Origin of the sequence: Aporhodopirellula rubra, from assembly GCF_014192335.1 — a bacterium.
GTDB lineage: Bacteria > Planctomycetota > Planctomycetia > Pirellulales > Pirellulaceae > Rhodopirellula > Rhodopirellula rubra.
Genome location: NZ_JACHXU010000036.1, coordinates 39,026 through 55,944 on the forward strand (window position 1 = coordinate 39,026; position 16,919 = coordinate 55,944).

The window sequence follows — 16,919 nt, forward strand, 5'->3', positions numbered from 1 at the left end:
CATTGAGATCCCCATGAACATGAACCAGCTTCACATCGTTACCGGTGCTGCCGGAGTCGGCAAAAGCACGTTTGGAAAAAACTTAGCGACCAATCGCGCCGCCATTCTGCTCGACAGCGACACCGTCACCGAGCCGGTTGTCCGCGCCGGATTGTCGGCCGCTGGAATGGAGCCTACGGATCGTGATAGCGCCGAGTACAAGCGTCTCTTTCGCGATGCGGTCTATGAATGTTTGTTTAACACCGCCGCGGACAACCTGCCTCACGTGAGCGTGGTGATCGTTGGGCCATTCACGAGGGAACTCGGTGACGCGAATTGGCCGGACCAGCTCCGAAGCCGCTTCGGCGTCGAGCCGACGGTCTGGTACCTCACTTGCGACGACGAACTGCGGCGTCAGCGGATTGAACGTCGAGGCAATCCGAGAGACGCGGCAAAACTGCGAGACTGGAGTCGTCACATCGCCGATGCTCCGGTCGCGGAGCCCGTGTTTGACGTCATGCGGATCGATACCGGCACCAGCACGGGTACCGGAATGTGATCATTCGCTTGATGGAACTCGAGCGATTCGGCCATTGCTCCTTGACGTTGAACTGACCAGCAAAAGCATTTTCTAAACATGCTGTCGCCGATGCTGCCGGACTTCGGAAGACCGTAACGTTGGCAAATCCCGCTAAAACCGAGCGGACAGCGAAACGTCTAGATTACCCAAGGCCCCGAACCATGTCGCAGAAGCACGACACGGCTGTTTTACTGCGCACGCGAGCGAACGACGGTGTCGATGCCAACCAATACGTTGAAATTTGCGATCATCATGATGGCTACGTGATCGAGAGTCGCTTCTCATGAGAAAGGAAAAGTTGCTCCAGCGACAATTTTGAGCATAGCCCAACCACCCACACGGAGGGTATGCTGTTCGTCTGTCAACGATGCATTTTATTTGACGACGTTATTTGGTTTTGGGGTTTCGAGGGCGCTACCTGGATGTTGCGGAGAATCATTTACGGCGAGACTCCTCCTCCTCGGTGGACCGGGTACGCGGCGATCGGCGCGTTGATCGCATTGGATCTGATCTATGGCCTTCCGCTTCTGGCGACGAACGGCATTCTCCTCGTGCTGCTCGGTGGGTTCTATCATGGCCGGAATTTGCAAACGCTCGCTGTCATCGGTGTGCTCGGACTGGGTGTTGACTGTTTGTTGCAATGGAATGCAACGGACACTGTTCCGTGGTGGCGTCTGTTGGTCGCACTCATTTGTTTCTGGCTATGGAATCGACTGAGAGAACGTGGCGATGTGGCAGCGACCGCTGCAATGCCATCGAATGTCCCCGGTCGCAATGACGCCCTGATTGCGGTCTCGAATTCGCATGCCGAGGGCGACGAGGATTCGGACCAAATGACGTCGTCGGTATACGATCACCATTCAACCGGGTTTGCAAAACTAAACATCGGGGACACGTCAAACTTTCCAAACAATGGCGAAGTTGGTCCCGTGACGGGGCGACCGCACCGCACTTCCATCCTGTTGCGATTGATTGACACGGGAGTCTTCTCAAGAAATGAATGCGAGGTCATCGCGTCGATCCTGGAAGACGCACCGGATCTCGAAACTGGACTCAAACGTTGCGTGCTGTATGGCAAACTTACTGGCTTTCAAGCGGATTGCATCGCCGAAAATGCCGAGCGGCGTTTGCGTGTCGGCCACTACACCCTGCTCAGCGAACTCGGTCGCGGAGGGATGGGAACGGTTTACCGCGCGTTCGACCGGGAACGCAACGAAAATGTTGCGTTAAAACTATTTCTAAATCTCGGGCGGCATCTTCTTTTCATCCGCCGCGAGATGTCGGTCCTTCAGGAACTGGCACATCCAAATCTGATTACGGCATACGAAGTTGGTGATTCGGACGGCTACCACTATATCGCGATGGAACTACTCAAAGGCGATAATCTGTTCCGAATCGTGAAGCGAGACGGACCGTTCGAGGAAGCGCAAGCGTTGGAGGCGGTCCATCAAGTCGCTCGGGCGATGATGCACATGCATGAACGCGGCGTGGTTCATCGCGATATCAAACCCAGCAACGTGATGAAATTAGATTCGGGACGGTTCAAATTGATGGACGTCGGCATCTGTCGCCCATCCGGCGCTCTCTGCGAATTCGACTCTTTCGATCTCGGCGATTCCAGTACCTACGGAACGATCGGATACGCAGCCCCCGAACAACTCGATCGAGAGGGCAAAGTCGACTATCGATCCGATTACTTTAGCCTCGGCAGCCTGTTGTTTTTCTTGTTAACGGGCGAATGTTATTTGGAAGGAGGATCGTTGCGAGAGCGATTGCACACGCTGTTAGTAGAACGTCGCCATCGAAATTTGAATGATTTCGCATTTTCACCGTGGGTCACCAAACTGCTCGAGCACTTGTTGCAGTATGAGCCCGATGACCGCCCTCAGAGCGACGCCGAGGTGCTGGAGATGCTGCGGCAGATCTTAAACGATCACCCGCAGCAGCAAGATGATTGTCGAATCGTGGTATTGGTTGTTGAAGACGACCCAACCGATCTGGCCGTGACACAGCGTGTATTGAAGCGCACGAATCATTCGGTTGACTTGATGCACGCACCTACCTTTGCTCGGGCCTTGCAAGTTCTCGCGAATCATCCTCCACGCGAACGATGCCCGATGGTGGTTTTGCTCGATCTGCAATTGCCCGATTCACCCGTCGGTGAAACCCTCAATTCACTGCCTCTGTTGTCGGGCGACTACGTGGGCGTGATCGCGGTCTCAGGCAACGAGTCACCTGAGATTCGGCAGCGATGCATCCGAGCAGGGGCAATGGAATTCGTTTCCAAAAACGCGATGGACAGCCGACTGTTAGAGCGAGCCATCTTCTCAACGGCCAGCCGATTGCAGGCCGATCAGCCCCCCGCGAAACCGCAAATGGAATCGTTCACCTAATTCCAAACTGATCGTCGGAGATCACACTGCAACCCCGTTTCTGCATCCACCACATCAGGCATTCCGAGATCGCTACCACCATAACCTCGCCAACGAAAACACATGTTGCGAACCGCCGGCGTGAGGATGGGCGAGGATGGGCATACTCGAAATCCTCGGTTGCATTAGCGGTGCCTCAGTTGCCGGACGTCTCCAATTGCAACTGATAACTCACTGCACTTTGCCGTTCCGCTTCGCTGCCTAGCAGCATCTTGGCTTGACTGACCGCGGCGATGGATTGCTTGGCTTGACTCACTTGATGTCGCAGCTCGTTGCAGTGGTTGTTTGTTTCGACAATCAGAGAATTGATTTCATTGAAGATCTCACGAAAGGGATGCTCCGCGCTTAGATGGGCTGACTCTTTGATTCCGGCAATTCGGACAAAGCGTATCGTTTTTGCATTCCGGTGAAGTTTCTCCGTGATGCCATCAAGACTGCCAAACCACTCACCCGTTTGGTTCATGCGATCGAACAGGATCTGGTAGCGAAGTCGGGATTCAGACAGCAAGAGAAGCACGTATTCAATCGACTCTAAATCTGCGTCGTCTCCGGCCAGCTGAACTTCGCGAAGGAATTGGGATGCGATTTCACCTTGGAGTGCGGCCACGGATACGTCGAACGCTAGCTGTTCGAACGATAGCGAAAGCGTCGTGACCGCTTCGTTCATTGCGATGATGGCTTTCCGGTTCTCGAGCTCCGTCTCGGCAAGGGCCTGAGAAATCGCTCTCGTCGTTGGCGTATCCGCATTGATGCGCGCATTCAGCGCCGATGTACCGATCGTTCGTGACAACGCCATTGTCGCTCGATTAATCGCGACAAACGATTGATTGCTGGCCCGGAGCGACGAGAGCTGTTGGAGCATCTTTCCAAGAATTTCATCGCAGCGAAAGTTTGACTCGGCGAGGTCATCAACCGAACTGAACATCCCCGTCGACCGATACGTGCGACTCGATCGAGCTTTGCCTTGCTTCGATTTGACAATGTTATGACGCGATACCATCTCTGACGACAATGCGTGGCGCATGAATGACGGGTAGTCTGCGAAACCAAGGCGATTGATCTCAGCCATCAAGCTGAGCAGGCCAATTTCGGCGACCTCGTCCTTGGACATGCCGTTCTCGGACGCCGCCCGTTCGTCTGCGAGCACGCCCGAATACACACCGGCAACGGTGTCTAGCAACCCACTCGTAGGTTTCAATCGAACCGAGAGATAGCCGCCGGAAATTGGTGCAGCGACAGCCATGACCCAGTAATAACTGCCATCCTTGGAGCGGTTTTTGACATATGCGGCAATCGTTTCGCCCTCACCGAGCGTATTCCAGAACAATCGAAAGACAGATCGGGGCATGTCGGGATGCCGCACAATACTGTGTGCTTTTCCGATGAGCTCCTCGGACTCATATCCCGAGACTCGCGTAAAGACCCCATTGCCGTAACGGATGACGCCACGTTGATCGGTTGTCGAAAAGAAGAGTTCGTTCACCTTGAATACGCTTTCGCGATCCAGGCACACCGGCGTTGCGGTAGTCATCAAATTGGTGTTCCTTTATTGAAAGTGCACTTGGCTGTGCATATTTAAAGGTGCCGTGACTATCGATGCGGTCAATCAACTGCCCCTGGTAAAACAAATTTGCCGCAGTCCGTTGAGTCGAATGGGCAGGTAATTCCGGTATGGGGACTCACCGCACTCGAATGGAGGCCTTAGAAAACGTTCGATACCAATCTGCGATACCTGTTCTACATACCGACGAAATACTCGATGGAATTCGGTCTATTGAGGAAACGCAAAACAAGAGGCGACCATGGCGATTGACTTTCTCGTTCATGCCGCCCGGTCAGTTGCAATCGTCGGCGCGATGATTTGAAAAAAATGTCACGCTAATCTTCACACCAAAATCTATATGCTTGTCTTGCGTGTTAGAGCAAAACCTTGAAAGACATTCGTTTCGGTTTGAAGGCAACGATCGACACGGTTAGTACGATAGATGACGGAGGCATCGTCGGAGTACAATTGACGAACTCGACGCATGGACCTTTCCCCACAGCAATGCAATGAAACAACTGAATACGACCATGAATGTACCTTCCAGTCTCTTGATGACGATTTGCTTGGTGACAGTCGTAGTGACTGCCGCTCACGCAGATTCCGATGCGGCAGAGGGGCGCAAACCAAACGTCTTGTTCGTTATGTCGGACGATCACACGACGCAGGCCATCGGAGCCTATGGCAGTCGGCTGGCTGTGCTAAATCCGACGCCGACAATCGATCGCTTGGCGGCGGAAGGAATGCGATTTGAAAACGCTGTTTGCACTAATTCGATTTGCGTGCCCAGCCGTGCGAGCATCATGACCGGGCAATATCCGCACATGGTCGGTTGTCACACGCTGACGGGTGGATTGCCGGTGGAACGCCAGTACTTGGCTCACGCGATGAAGGACGCCGGCTACCAGACCGCAATCATCGGTAAATGGCATTTGCATGACCGCCCCGAGGCGTTTGACCATTACCAAGTCTTGATCAGTCAGGGTGAGTATTTCAATCCGAGATTCCGCGTACGCGGCCAAGAAAAGCCGGTTTACACCGAGGGACATTCCAGCGACGTCATCACGGACACCGCATTGAATTGGCTCGAGGAACGAAAGAATGAAAAGCCGTTCTTTCTCATGCTGCATTACAAAGCACCGCACGACATGTTTGAGTATGCACCACGCTACGAAGACTATTTGAAAGACACGTTCATTCCCGAACCGGATAGCCTTTACAACCCAGGCAATCACGGTTCGATTGCGACGCGTGGGGCATCCGATGAGTTGACTCCCTACATCGGAACGTCGGTCAGCGGACGTAATCTTCGCCGAAATTATCTTCGTTACGGTGGCTTTGACGAAACGCTTTCGCAAAAAGAAGCGATCAGCCGCGGTTACCAGTACTACCTGAAGAAGTACCTGCGCTGCGTCAAAGGCGTGGACGATAACTTGGCTCGCGTGATCAAATATCTCGAGGACAGCGGCCAGATCGACAACACGCTGATCGTCTACACGGGAGATCAAGGCTTTTGGCTCGGTGAACACGACTACATGGATAAACGTTGGGGATACGAAGAATCGCTAAAAATGCCTTTCATCGTCCGCTATCCTCAATCCGTTCCGGCGGGGACCACGACAAATGCGATTGTCGAAAACATCGACTTCGCTCCAACGCTAATCGATTTCGCTGGCGGAGCACCGCCAAAAATCATGCAAGGCAAGAGTTTTCTTTCACTGCTGGAATCGGGCAACGAACCTGAAGGTTGGAAACAGGCCGCGTACTATCAGTACTGGATGCACATGATCCACCACGAGGTCCCTTCGCACTTCGGCATCCGCACCAAGCGACACAAACTGCTGTTTTTTCCCGGCACACCGATTCCTTATGACGCACGACAGAATCTTTTCGGCGAGATCGCGACTCCGCCAGCCTGGGAACTTTATGACTTGCAAAATGATCCCAACGAAATGAACAACTTGGTCGACAATCCCGAATACGCGGAAGTGCTCGCGAAGCTGAAAGACCAACTCGCTGCACTCCGTGAGCAAGCCGGCGCCGCCAGACCGGAGCAAGTGAGTGACCCTGCCGTCCAAGCTGCAATCAGGGACATCAACCGTGTCGTCGATGAGTTCTGGGACGACACGCCTGAATCACGGGAGAAAGCCAAGGCGATCTCAGCAAAAGCACTGCAAGCCGTGAAGGACAATCCCTACTACGTCGCCGACGAACAAGACGCCGCGAATGGCCGCAAACCGTGAGGTGAGAGCATTTTCAAAAACAATGCAGTCGCCTGGAAGCCGTAACGCAGGCTGCCAGCCTGCATTGGACAACACAGGCAACTCACGCCGCTAAATCGAGCATCCGCGACGACGAGCATACTCGCCGCGGATTTGCTATTTTTCCCCATGGCAGATTCAGGATATTCATCGTATCAAGTCGCCCTTGGCAGATTTGTTTAACATCGTTTTCCGCGGCTATTCGGGCGTCTCGTAATTGACAACGCACCCGCCGTTTTCGTTCGATGCATAGGCGGCTTCAACACACGCCATTGTTCGCATCACATCGTCGATGCGTGTGGGGATCGATTCCTCAGATCCTTCGAGGTGCCGTTGGACGGATGCCATTGTGCCAACGAATGCTTCTGGAAACCACGAACCTTCCAAGGGGATCGTCTCCCACCGCGGCGTTTGATTGCTATTGAGCAAGCAGACTTCAAATTCGTCTGCCACACCTTCAGGATAATTCATTAACAGTCCCATTTTCGCTTTCACCGCACCACGCGTGCCTTCCCACTTGATATAGCTCTGTTGATTGTGGGGGCCGAAGTCATGACCGTGGTTCGTCAGGATCGTCGCTTGGATCTCGTCGCCATAATCCATCATGATGGTGCTTCGAGTCGATGCGAGTTCGGCTTGCTTGGGATGCTTGACGGTTCGAGCGTAAACCTTCTCCGGATCACCGAAGAACGAGCGAATCAGATCGATATAGTGGATGCTGTGCTGTTGAATCTCAACACGAGGCAGAGGGTGAATGTGGGGAAACAGATGCCAGGGCGTGTAGACCTCAACATGAACTTCCATGTGGTGCAAATCACCGAGGAGTCCTTGTTGTTGGAGCCAACGTGTTGCCATGACAAAGGGGGCGAATCGCAACTGGCAATTGATGGCAGCGTGATGGCGTTTCCGCTGACACACTTCTCGAATCGCTTGCGTCTGTTCCCACGAGTCGCCCATCGGTTTTTGAATCAAAACATGCGATCGGTCGGGTAACGCCTCCAACACCTCGACAAATTGAGGCGGCATCATGGCGAGGTCCCAAACCATTGATGTGGGCGCGTCCGCAACGGCTTGCTCTACCGATCCATAAACATTGGGGATGTTGTACTGATCGGCGAGCCGCTGTGCTTTCTGGACCGTACGGTTATAGATTCCGTGTACTGCGAAACCGGCCTGTTTGTAGGCTGGCAAGTGAGCGTCTTTGACGATGCCGCCCGCGCCTAAGATGACGATGGGGACACTCTGTTCGGGCAGTTCGGGTTGGTACTGAATGTCCATTTGTGGGGATCCTAGCTTTGGTCGATACGAGCTTGAGCGGCCGCGGTGAGCTGCTGCACCGGCGTTTGGGAATTCATTGTTTGCATGACGAGGCCATCAATGACTTCAGCCATTTGCGACCAATTTGCCAACCGAGGTAACGTACGGGCGTGTTCATGCAACGATTCCAAACGGTGGTAATACGGTACTTCACGATTGACATCCGCATCCGTCCAGGTGCTTTTTCGGCATCCCGTTCCACCGTTGAGTGTCAAACGCTTGTCGTTTTCTCGATTGCTCATGAAGCGAATGAAGTCGTAAGCGATCATCGCATGTGGCGACCCTGCACCGATCGTGTGCAGCCAATAACAATTCAGCGACGCCGACGAGCAGCCTTCCCCATGCGGGATCGGAGCCAAGTCGACTTTTCCCTTCACCACACTTTCGTCGACCACTTCGCTCATCGACGCGAAACCGAACCAGTTCACCATCATCACGACTTCCCCACGAGCAAACGCGAGTCCCGCTTTAACCGAGTCGATCTCACCGCAATCTGGATGAATCGCCGTTGGGTCTTGCAGGAGTTCACGATAGAAACGAAGCGCCTCGTGCGCAGCGGGTGAATCGACGATGATACGGTCGGACGATGGGGCGAGCAGTTCGCCGCCACGGGTCCAGACATGCAACGCAAAATCAAATACGGTGTTGTGTCCGTCGGGGAACGCAGCGACGACCGTTCCGTAGCGATTCTGATGCGGGTCGGTGAAGAACCGTGCGATTTCATGGAATTCCTGCCAAGTCTGCGGTACCGACAACTCTCGCCCCGTGAGTTCGGCAAACGCACTTCGATGGGCATCGTCCGCGAAAAGATCTTTTCGGTAGATCAAACATTCCGGGCCATCGTGAAACGGCAAACCGACGATTGCATCACCAAAGTCTTGAAACCCGAGCATCGAAGGGGACCAGCCATCAGGAAAGTCCTCCGGCGGGGCTCGCTCGATCATCGCTTTCAAATCAACTAACGCATTCGACGCGTGCGCCTCGGCGATCCAGTCGGTCGTCATTTGGGCGATGTCCCAGTCACCATGCTTTAGCCCGTCGCTGCCGAGTGTCGCCTCATAGAGCGGATGCAAATCCATCGGCACCGCTTCCATCTTCAGTTGACAATCAGTGTGTTCGCAGAACGCGGACCACATCTCGGCGATCGAACGTTCAAAAGGCTCGAATTGACGCACCGCGACTCGCAGTCGGTCTTGCCGGTTTGATGTCACCTGTGAAGCCTCGCCAAAATAGGGGAATCTGAATTCAGCTAGATGGATGCCAATAGTTCGTGATCAATCGCCTCAGTATGCTCACCGAGGTCGCATGATCCTCGCGGCGCCATTAGACGCTGTCCGTCAATGCGGATCGGACAGCACGTTGTTTGGTAATTTGTTCCGTTGCCGCGGGTCACTTGCTGGATCATGTCCAACACCTGAAAGCCTTCGGCCTGCATCATGCGTTCCCAATTGAGGACTTCGGCGCACCAGATGTCGGCGGGTTCCAGAATCGCCAGCCAATCGGCGGTACAACGCGTTGCTAATCGCTCGACTAAAACTTGTTTGATCGAGTCGCGTTGGTCGTACCAGGATTGGGGATCTGTGTACTGAGCCAATGCGGGGCAATCCAGTAATTCGCCGAGTTGCACGACGCGTCCCATCGCGAGTGCCAAGTAGCCGTCGGCGGTTTGATAAACTCCGTAGGGAGCACCCAGAAGTGCATGTGCGTTGTTGGTCGCCGTACGTTCGGGTTGCGTGCCATCCTGCAAGTGAACCGTTAGCGGTTCGAATTGGAAATCCAGCATTGCTTCGAGCATGTTGATCTCGACCAGCCCACCTTTCCCGTTCAGGGAACGTCGCACCAAGCACGCGAGAATCCCGGTAACCAAAAGTGCGCCTGCCCAGATGTCCGCAACGGCAACGCCAACCGGGACAGGACCGTCATTTGCATTGCCGCTGAGCCACGTCATGCCTGACAACGCTTGGGCGAGCAAGTCTTGACCCGGTTTGCCTTTCCATGGACCTTCTTTTCCATAGCCGCTGATTTCGCCGTACACGATCCCCGGATTCATCGCTTTGACAGTTTGGTAGTCCAATCCGAGGCGATCGATCACACCGGGGCGAAAGTTGTGAAGAACGACATCGGCTTTTGCGATGAGCCGTTTAACCTTAGCTAGGTCGTCGTCGTTCTTAAGGTCAGCGACATAGCCTTCTTTATTGCGATTGATCGCGTGAAAAATCGTTGACTCGCCATCAATTTCATAGTCCGAAACATACAGGTGCCGGCAGATGTCACCCGTTTCGGGACGCTCAACTTTGATGACACGTGCACCCAAGTCCGCCAACCGCAAACTGGCGGATGGCCCGGACAGGAACTGGCTCAAATCCACAACAAGTATGTCTTCGAGTGGTCTCATTATTCTCTTTCGATCTTGAAGACAAAGGCATGTTGGCAATCTGTGTCTTCCGGAACGTCGATAAACAGCCCGTGTTGATTTCGTTCCCAGGTAATCGCTCCGTCGTGCCCCACCAAGGAAACATCAACAATTTCGTCGCGGTAGGTCGCCGACGAGAGCCAATAGATTCGCAACGACTTTCCGTCTTTGGGGCGTCCCAACGCGATCGCATAGAGGTTTCCGTTGTTGGTGGTGAAGCGAACATCCTCACCTGTGAATCCGTTGAATTTGGTATCGGACAGGTGCCCAACCGGTGTTGCCGTCGGGCCTTCACCGAACATCAGCCAAGGACGTGATCCGTAGATCGCCTCGCCGTTCACTCGCAGCCAATCGCCAATCCCCTTCAGAATCTCTTTCTGTTCTTTGGGAATGGTTCCGTCAGGCGCCGGTGCGATGTTCAAAAGCATGCAGCCGTTTTTGCTGACGATATCGACTAGGTCGTCGATCAAACGGTCCGCTGAGTAGTAATCGATATCAGACGCGTATGACCAAGTTGACGGCGAGATGGAGGTGTCCGTTAACCAAGGGTCGGGATAGATGTCGGGCATGCGACTTCGTTCGAGATCAACCGTTCCCGTTCGGATCGCCATGTCGGGGCGTTTGTACGTCAAAACGGGTTGCTGGCCGTTTGCCTTTGCGTGGTTGTAATAGTTTGCAGCCATCTGCATTCGCACCGATTCCGAAAGGATCTGCATACGATTGTCAAACCACAGCAAATCGGGTGAGTACCCCGTCACGACCTCGTTGATTTTTTCGAGCCAAACTTTTTCGAACTCATCTGTTGGCATCGGGTAGGAATACATGTTGGTGTGTCGTCCATTGGCCAACAGACCGCTCTGCGCTTCTGCCGAGGGCAAGATTGGACCATACAACCCTTGGTACTCAGGATTCGATGCATCCGCATTCGGGTCCCAAGTCGGGAACCACCCCCAGTGCCACGCATGGTGCATGCTGACCAAGAATTTGAGATCTCGCTTTTCAATCGCCTCCTTCATCTCGCCAACCACGTCACGCTTGGGGCCCATCTCAACCGCGTTCCACGGATTCACTTTTGAGCCCCACATTGAGAAACCGTCGGAGTGCTCGCCAACGGGACCGGCAAACTTGGCCCCCGCCTGAACATAGGTTTCGACCCACTCATCCGCATCGAACCGTTCGGCCTTAAGCAACGGAACCAAGTCTTTGTAGCCGAACTCAGACGGATCGCCATAGTTGGCAAGATGGTCGGTGTGATTGACATGTCCCTTCACGTACATGTTGCGACCATACCAATCCGCGTTGCGGCTTCCTTTCGATGCGGAATAAACACCCCAGTGTGCGTAGATGCCGAATTTGGCATCGCGAAACCAATCCGGGCATTCGTATTGCTCCAGTGATTTCCATTGCGGCTCAAACGGTCCATCAACAGGGGCCTGTGCACACACCGATGGCGATGTCAGCAGCGTCCCAATCGTGAACGCAAAAATCAAAACGACGCATACAGCCGACGATGTCTTCATCTTTCTAACCTAGGTAGTGGGGCGTTGCAGTTCTTTCAGGATCTCTTCGGTGTCGTTGCCAACTCGAGGAGCGGCGTCATGGCAAAACAATCGCTCGCCATCGATTCGCACGGGGCTACGCAACGTTCGCACGGACGAATCGAAGCGACGGACTTCTTGCTCCATTTCGAGCACGCGATAACCGTCGCGTTTGCGTAGTTCTTCATAGCTCAATACTTCGGCGCACCACACGTCGGCCGCCTCCAACCGCTCAAGCCAATGAACCGTTGGATGACACGCCAGTTTGGCCGCGATCAAATCGCGAATGTCATCGGAGTGTTGGAATTTCGCTTTCACATCAGTGAACTGATCGAGATTTTCGATGCCGAGTAGTTCGCCTAGTTTGGTCAGCGACCCCATCGCCAATGCCAAGTGGCCGTCTGCCGTTGGATAAACGCCGTAAGGAGCCCCCTGGTAAGGATGCGCGGCAAATCCACGACTGCGGTTTGGCATTCGATTTCCATCGTTGAGATAGGTCGTCAACGCCTCAAATTGCAAGTCGACCGTTGACTCGACAAGACTGACCTCCACCAACGCACCCTGATTTGTCTTGCCCCGGCGGACCAGCGCCGCGAGCAACCCTTGCGCAAAATGAATGCCGCAGATCGCGTCGGCGGCGGCAACGCCAATAGGAACCGGTGGACTGTCGCGGCGCCCGGTGAGGAACATCAAACCTGTCATGGACTGTGCCAACAAATCCTGGCCGGGCTTGTTTCGCCACGGGCCTGCTTTGCCATAGCCGGACACCTCGCCGTAGACCAGCCGAGGATTCAATTGACGCACCACGTCATAGTTCATCCCCAACCTCTCCATGATGCCCGGACGAAAGTTATGAGTCATCACGTCAGCACGCTTGACTAGTTCCTTCACAGCGACTAGGTCCGAAGGATTTTTCAAATTTGCCGTGAACGATTGCTTGCAACGATTGATTGTGTGGAACACAAGGCTATCACCGTCGACGGTCATGTTTTTGGTTGCCAAACCGCGACACGCTTCGCCCGTGCCTGGACGCTCGATCTTGATCACGCGAGCCCCCATGTCGGCCAAACGAAGTCCGGCCCAGGGCCCGGCAAGGTACTGGCAAAACTCCAGCACGACGAGGCCTTCGAGCGGTCGACTCATTCTGCCCCATCCTTTCGGCTGTCACGATACATCTGATTCAATGTTTGCATCACTTGCTTGGGATCGCCCCCATGCATCATGTAATCGCGAATGGGAGCCCCTCCGCCGTCACGGTCTTGAAACTGAAGAGAGCCGGAGTACCGAGGTCGTAAATAGGCGCGATCTAAACACGGCAGTGTATTGGCGAAATAGTTTTTAGTGCGGCGATTGTTCTCTTCGTCTTCCCATGCCGCGCGGTGCCCGGGTTGTCCGCCGTTTTCGGCGAACTGGGTTTGTTGGTAATCGCGTCCAGCCACCATCTGTGCGAACTGTGCTGCAACCTCCGGATGCTTGCAGTGGCTGGAGATTGCCAGCCCCGTTCCGCCAAGCGTTGTGCGGAGCGGATAACCGTCCTTCGAAACAACGTCTCCAAAGTACAACAAATTTGGAGCATAGCCACGACGAGAATAGTTCGAGTAACCGTACGCAAACGGACAGTAAGCGATGTCGTCACGGCGGCTCATCGCTTCATAGACCTGAATGGGATTCCATTCAAAAATCTCGGACGACTGATAGGACGCGAGCTCGCGGAGTTGCTCCAACGCCTGCATCCCCAACTCATCGTTGACGACGCAGTCCTCCGACACGAACAGATCCGAGTCCGGGACGCAGCACAGCATGTAGAAGTTCATCAACGTGTCCTGCGGGATACCCGGCATTGCAACCAAGCCGAGTTTAGCCAGAGCCATCACGTCTTCCCATGTATTAGGAATCGCTAGGTCCTTTTGCCGCATCAAGTCAGGTCGCCAGGACGCGACCGGTGTCGCTGCATCGATCGCCAACGCCCATTGCTGACCTTCAAATCGATAACTCGCGTGGGAAACACCGACCGAGTTTGCCTTCTGGTCAGCCAAGAAATCACCCGGCAGGATTCTCTCCAGTGGATTCAACACGCCATGCCGGGCGGCGAATCCGGCCCAAGGATGATCGATTACGAGCAGATCAAAGCTTTCCGCCAACGGCTGCAACGGCTGGTCGGCAAACTCCTGCAGGGAACGCTTCTCCCACGCGATCGAAACCGGAATCCCTGCCGCTTGGCTCAATTCCTCAAATCGCTGGGCCGCCGCAACCAGCGGAACGAAGCCGCGGGTGTGGTTCCAGGTGATTCCTCGCAATCGAATCGGAAGCTCAGGCATGACGAACCCGCTTTTGCATGTGAAAGTTTCTTTCCCTATGCTAAATCCCTAGATTGACAAGTGTCAACAGCGGGTTTTATATTGTGAAAACTCTTTCCACCGGAGAAAATTCACGTGACTGTCGAAAATGCCGCACGCGTTCGAGCTAAAAAAGCCACCACGGTGAAGTACAGCGTGCCCGCGTTCGAGCATGGACTCGATCTGTTGGAGTTACTGCTGGCGTCCCCCGTCTCGTTGTCACAAACTGCGATCGCTAATCAAACGGGCCGTCCAATCAGTTCAGTCTTCCGATTACTGAACTGCCTCGAACAACGGCGTTACGTGCAGCGTGACGTGGACACGGGCAACTACGGCCCCACGATGCGTTTGTACCAACTCGCGCAAGCATGCCCCGCTCATCAGCGGTTTCGCGACTTGGCGATGGCGCCAATGCAGGACCTCGCGCGGAAGGTTGGTGAATCCTGCCATCTGTCGATTCGCGAAGGGAACCAACTGCGTGTCGTCTACAACCAACCCAGCCCCCACATGCACTCGCTCAATGTCAGCGAGAACGCCACCTATTCACTGGTACGCACGACGGCGGGGAAGTTGCTGCTCGCGCATCTGCCGAGCGACCGACGTGAACGCTTGCTCGAAAGCCTCCCGGAATTCCGTGAATACTCTAGTCGCGAACAAGAGACGCTACGCGCTGACCTGGAAGAACTCGGGCTGAAGAAAATCACAGCCGTCCCGAGTCAAGTCACGCCGGGCGTGCTCGACGTTGACCTCCTGCTCGAGAACGCATGGTTGGGAGATCACGCCGTGTTGGCGGTCCCGTGCATTCAGAAGTACAGCAAGAGCGAACAAAAAACAAATCTGCTGCCAACGATTGAGGCAGCCGCTGAGCATATCGTTGCTGCGCTAAAGGAGGCATAAAGTGTTTCAAGAAATCTATTACGACGACTATCGCATTGGCGACACGCGAACGACGCTTGGCCGAACGATCACTGAGGCTGACATCGTATTGCACGCGGGACAGACCGGCGATTTCTTTCCGCACCACATGGACGCTCAATGGTGCAAGACCCAGGATTTCAAGCAACGCATCGTGCATGGCACGTTGACCTTTTCGGTCGGTGTCGGCTTGACGGCCGTCGTCGTCAATCCGCGCGGCATGAGCTATGGCTACGACCGACTGAGATTCATCAAGCCGGTGTTCATTGGCGACACGCTGCATACAGTGGTCACCATTTCGGAAAAGAATGATCACAAAAAACGTCAGAATGTCGGCATCGTAACCGAGCACTTAGACGTCAAGAATCAAAACGGCGACACGGTCTTGGTTTGTGACCATCTCCTGATCGTTGATAAGAAAGCAACCAGCCATGGCTGACCCGATTCTCGGTGCCGCGCTGCATAGCGCCGGAGCCCTTTCTTCCTCGAGCTGTTACACGCCTCAGAAAAAGACCACGCTGTGGTCATGGGAAGTTTATTGGATCTCCCAAGCCTCCTTTGCTTGGCTCGTTCTGCCGATCTTGGGTGCGTTTTTTACGATCCCCAATTACACGAATGTGTTGGCGAGTTGTCCCAAGGATGCGATGCTGCGGACGCTTGCCTTGGGCGCGATCTATGGCGTCGGCGGGCTGACCTTTGGGTTAGGGATTCGTTACATCGGGTTCTCACTCAACTACGCGATTGCGGTTGGAATCTCCGCCGGGCTGGGAACGATTTTTCCTCTGATTTGGAACCCGAACGACGGGTTCGTCTGGTTGCTTGATGAGAAATTTTCGACTGGGCCGGGTATGATCGTCTTGACTGGGATTTCCCTTTCGCTCGTCGGAATCGTGTTCTGCGGTTGGGCGGGGGCGCTGCGTGAGAAAACGCAAGGCGATGGCCCCTCGAAGTTCACCTTTAAAACCGGGGTGCCCCTGGCAATCGTCGCGGGGACTCTATCGGCGGTGTTCAACTTCGCACTCCTCGCCGGTCAACCGCTGGAACAGGCTGCATTAGATGCTGGTGCGAGCGACCTGTTGAAAATGAATGCGATCTACCCGTTCTCCAATGGTGGTGCATTCCTTGTGAACTTGGTTTGGTGCGTCTTTTTGATGCGACGCAATCGAACAGGATCGCAGTTGGTCCGGCTGCCTGCGAAAGGAACCGGGACACTCGCCTTCTACTACTTGATGGCGTTACTCAGCGGCACGTTCTGGTACTTTCAGTTTTTCTTCTATGGCATGGGGCATGCCAACATGGGTGAATCGTACGGTTTCACGAGCTGGGGACTGCACATGGCAATGCTGATTCTCTTCAGCAATATCTTTGGCACCGTTTTTCGCGAATGGGAAGGTGCCGACAAATTGCCCAAGCGTATCCTCCATGTCGGCATGCTGATCATTGTGGCCTCAACACTGATCATCACCTACGGCAACTATCTCGGCGAGCAGAGTTAAAGGCGTCCACCATTCCACACAAAGTACCGGATGCAAACCGCATCGATCTGAAACTCGCCAAAGGCTCGTACGAAGAAACGCTCGGTCGCCCCGGAGCCCTGGGGAAAAG

General features: G+C 54.4%; 14 protein-coding genes. 7 read left to right on the plus strand and 7 right to left on the minus strand.

What is annotated here, in order from left to right; genetic code table 11:
• The first annotated feature begins 13 nt into the window (after positions 1–13).
• From FHS27_RS29010 to FHS27_RS29015, 3 genes are all read left to right on the plus strand, one after another.
• The gene (locus FHS27_RS29010; RefSeq protein ID WP_184309630.1) at positions 14–538 is read left to right on the plus strand and encodes an AAA family ATPase; all 525 of its coding nucleotides are present in this window, start codon (positions 14–16) and stop codon (positions 536–538) included.
• A 182-nt stretch (positions 539–720) separates the two neighbouring features.
• Complete coding sequence (locus tag FHS27_RS31480) at positions 721–846, plus strand: hypothetical protein (RefSeq protein WP_261363980.1); 126 nt, start codon at positions 721–723, stop codon at positions 844–846.
• A 135-nt stretch (positions 847–981) separates the two neighbouring features.
• Positions 982–2,952, plus strand: a complete 1,971-nt coding sequence (locus FHS27_RS29015) for a protein kinase domain-containing protein (RefSeq protein ID WP_184309632.1) — start codon at positions 982–984, stop codon at positions 2,950–2,952.
• Between the two features lie 175 nt (positions 2,953–3,127).
• On the opposite strand, the gene FHS27_RS29020 is transcribed toward FHS27_RS29015, so the two are convergent.
• Positions 3,128–4,522, minus strand: coding sequence for a PAS domain-containing protein (locus FHS27_RS29020; RefSeq protein WP_184309634.1), 1,395 nt, complete (start codon positions 4,520–4,522; stop codon positions 3,128–3,130).
• Between the two features lie 542 nt (positions 4,523–5,064).
• On the opposite strand from FHS27_RS29020, the gene FHS27_RS29025 reads away from it, so the two are divergent.
• Positions 5,065–6,777 (plus strand): sulfatase family protein, encoded by a 1,713-nt coding sequence (locus FHS27_RS29025; RefSeq protein WP_246421238.1) that lies wholly within the window; start codon positions 5,065–5,067, stop codon positions 6,775–6,777.
• A gap of 216 nt (positions 6,778–6,993) precedes the next feature.
• On the opposite strand, the gene FHS27_RS29030 is transcribed toward FHS27_RS29025, so the two are convergent.
• From FHS27_RS29030 to FHS27_RS29055, 6 genes are read right to left on the minus strand one after another with little or no spacing between them, the layout of a single operon-like run.
• Entirely contained in the window at positions 6,994–8,073 is a 1,080-nt protein-coding gene (locus tag FHS27_RS29030; protein ID WP_184309637.1) for a Gfo/Idh/MocA family protein, read from the minus strand.
• 11 nt (positions 8,074–8,084) lie between these two features.
• The gene (locus tag FHS27_RS29035; protein ID WP_184309639.1) at positions 8,085–9,323 is read right to left on the minus strand and encodes an extracellular solute-binding protein; all 1,239 of its coding nucleotides are present in this window, start codon (positions 9,321–9,323) and stop codon (positions 8,085–8,087) included.
• A gap of 38 nt (positions 9,324–9,361) precedes the next feature.
• A complete protein-coding gene (locus FHS27_RS29040; protein ID WP_184309641.1) occupies positions 9,362–10,507 on the minus strand; it encodes a CaiB/BaiF CoA transferase family protein in 1,146 nt (381 codons plus the stop codon).
• The gene (locus tag FHS27_RS29045; RefSeq protein WP_184309644.1) at positions 10,507–12,045 is read right to left on the minus strand and encodes an alpha-L-fucosidase; all 1,539 of its coding nucleotides are present in this window, start codon (positions 12,043–12,045) and stop codon (positions 10,507–10,509) included. The genes FHS27_RS29040 and FHS27_RS29045 overlap by 1 nt, the downstream gene beginning before the upstream one ends.
• A 9-nt stretch (positions 12,046–12,054) precedes the next feature.
• Positions 12,055–13,206, minus strand: coding sequence for a CaiB/BaiF CoA transferase family protein (locus FHS27_RS29050; protein WP_184309646.1), 1,152 nt, complete (start codon positions 13,204–13,206; stop codon positions 12,055–12,057).
• A complete protein-coding gene (locus FHS27_RS29055; RefSeq protein WP_184309648.1) occupies positions 13,203–14,381 on the minus strand; it encodes an extracellular solute-binding protein in 1,179 nt (392 codons plus the stop codon). Before FHS27_RS29055 ends, FHS27_RS29050 begins: the two co-directional genes overlap by 4 nt.
• Before the next feature lie 114 nt (positions 14,382–14,495).
• Between FHS27_RS29055 and FHS27_RS29060 the strand changes: the two genes are divergently transcribed.
• Genes FHS27_RS29060 through FHS27_RS29070 form a run of 3 tightly spaced genes read left to right on the plus strand, consistent with a single transcriptional unit; the run spans position 14,496 to position 16,810 of the window.
• Positions 14,496–15,296 carry an IclR family transcriptional regulator gene (locus FHS27_RS29060; protein WP_184309650.1) on the plus strand — a complete coding sequence of 267 codons (801 nt, stop codon included), beginning with the start codon at positions 14,496–14,498 and terminating at the stop codon, positions 15,294–15,296.
• A 1-nt stretch (position 15,297) separates the two neighbouring features.
• A complete protein-coding gene (locus FHS27_RS29065) occupies positions 15,298–15,753 on the plus strand; it encodes a MaoC family dehydratase (RefSeq protein ID WP_184309652.1) in 456 nt (151 codons plus the stop codon).
• Positions 15,746–16,810, plus strand: coding sequence for an L-rhamnose/proton symporter RhaT (locus FHS27_RS29070; protein ID WP_184309654.1), 1,065 nt, complete (start codon positions 15,746–15,748; stop codon positions 16,808–16,810). Before FHS27_RS29065 ends, FHS27_RS29070 begins: the two co-directional genes overlap by 8 nt.
• Positions 16,811–16,919: the final 109 nt, after the last annotated feature.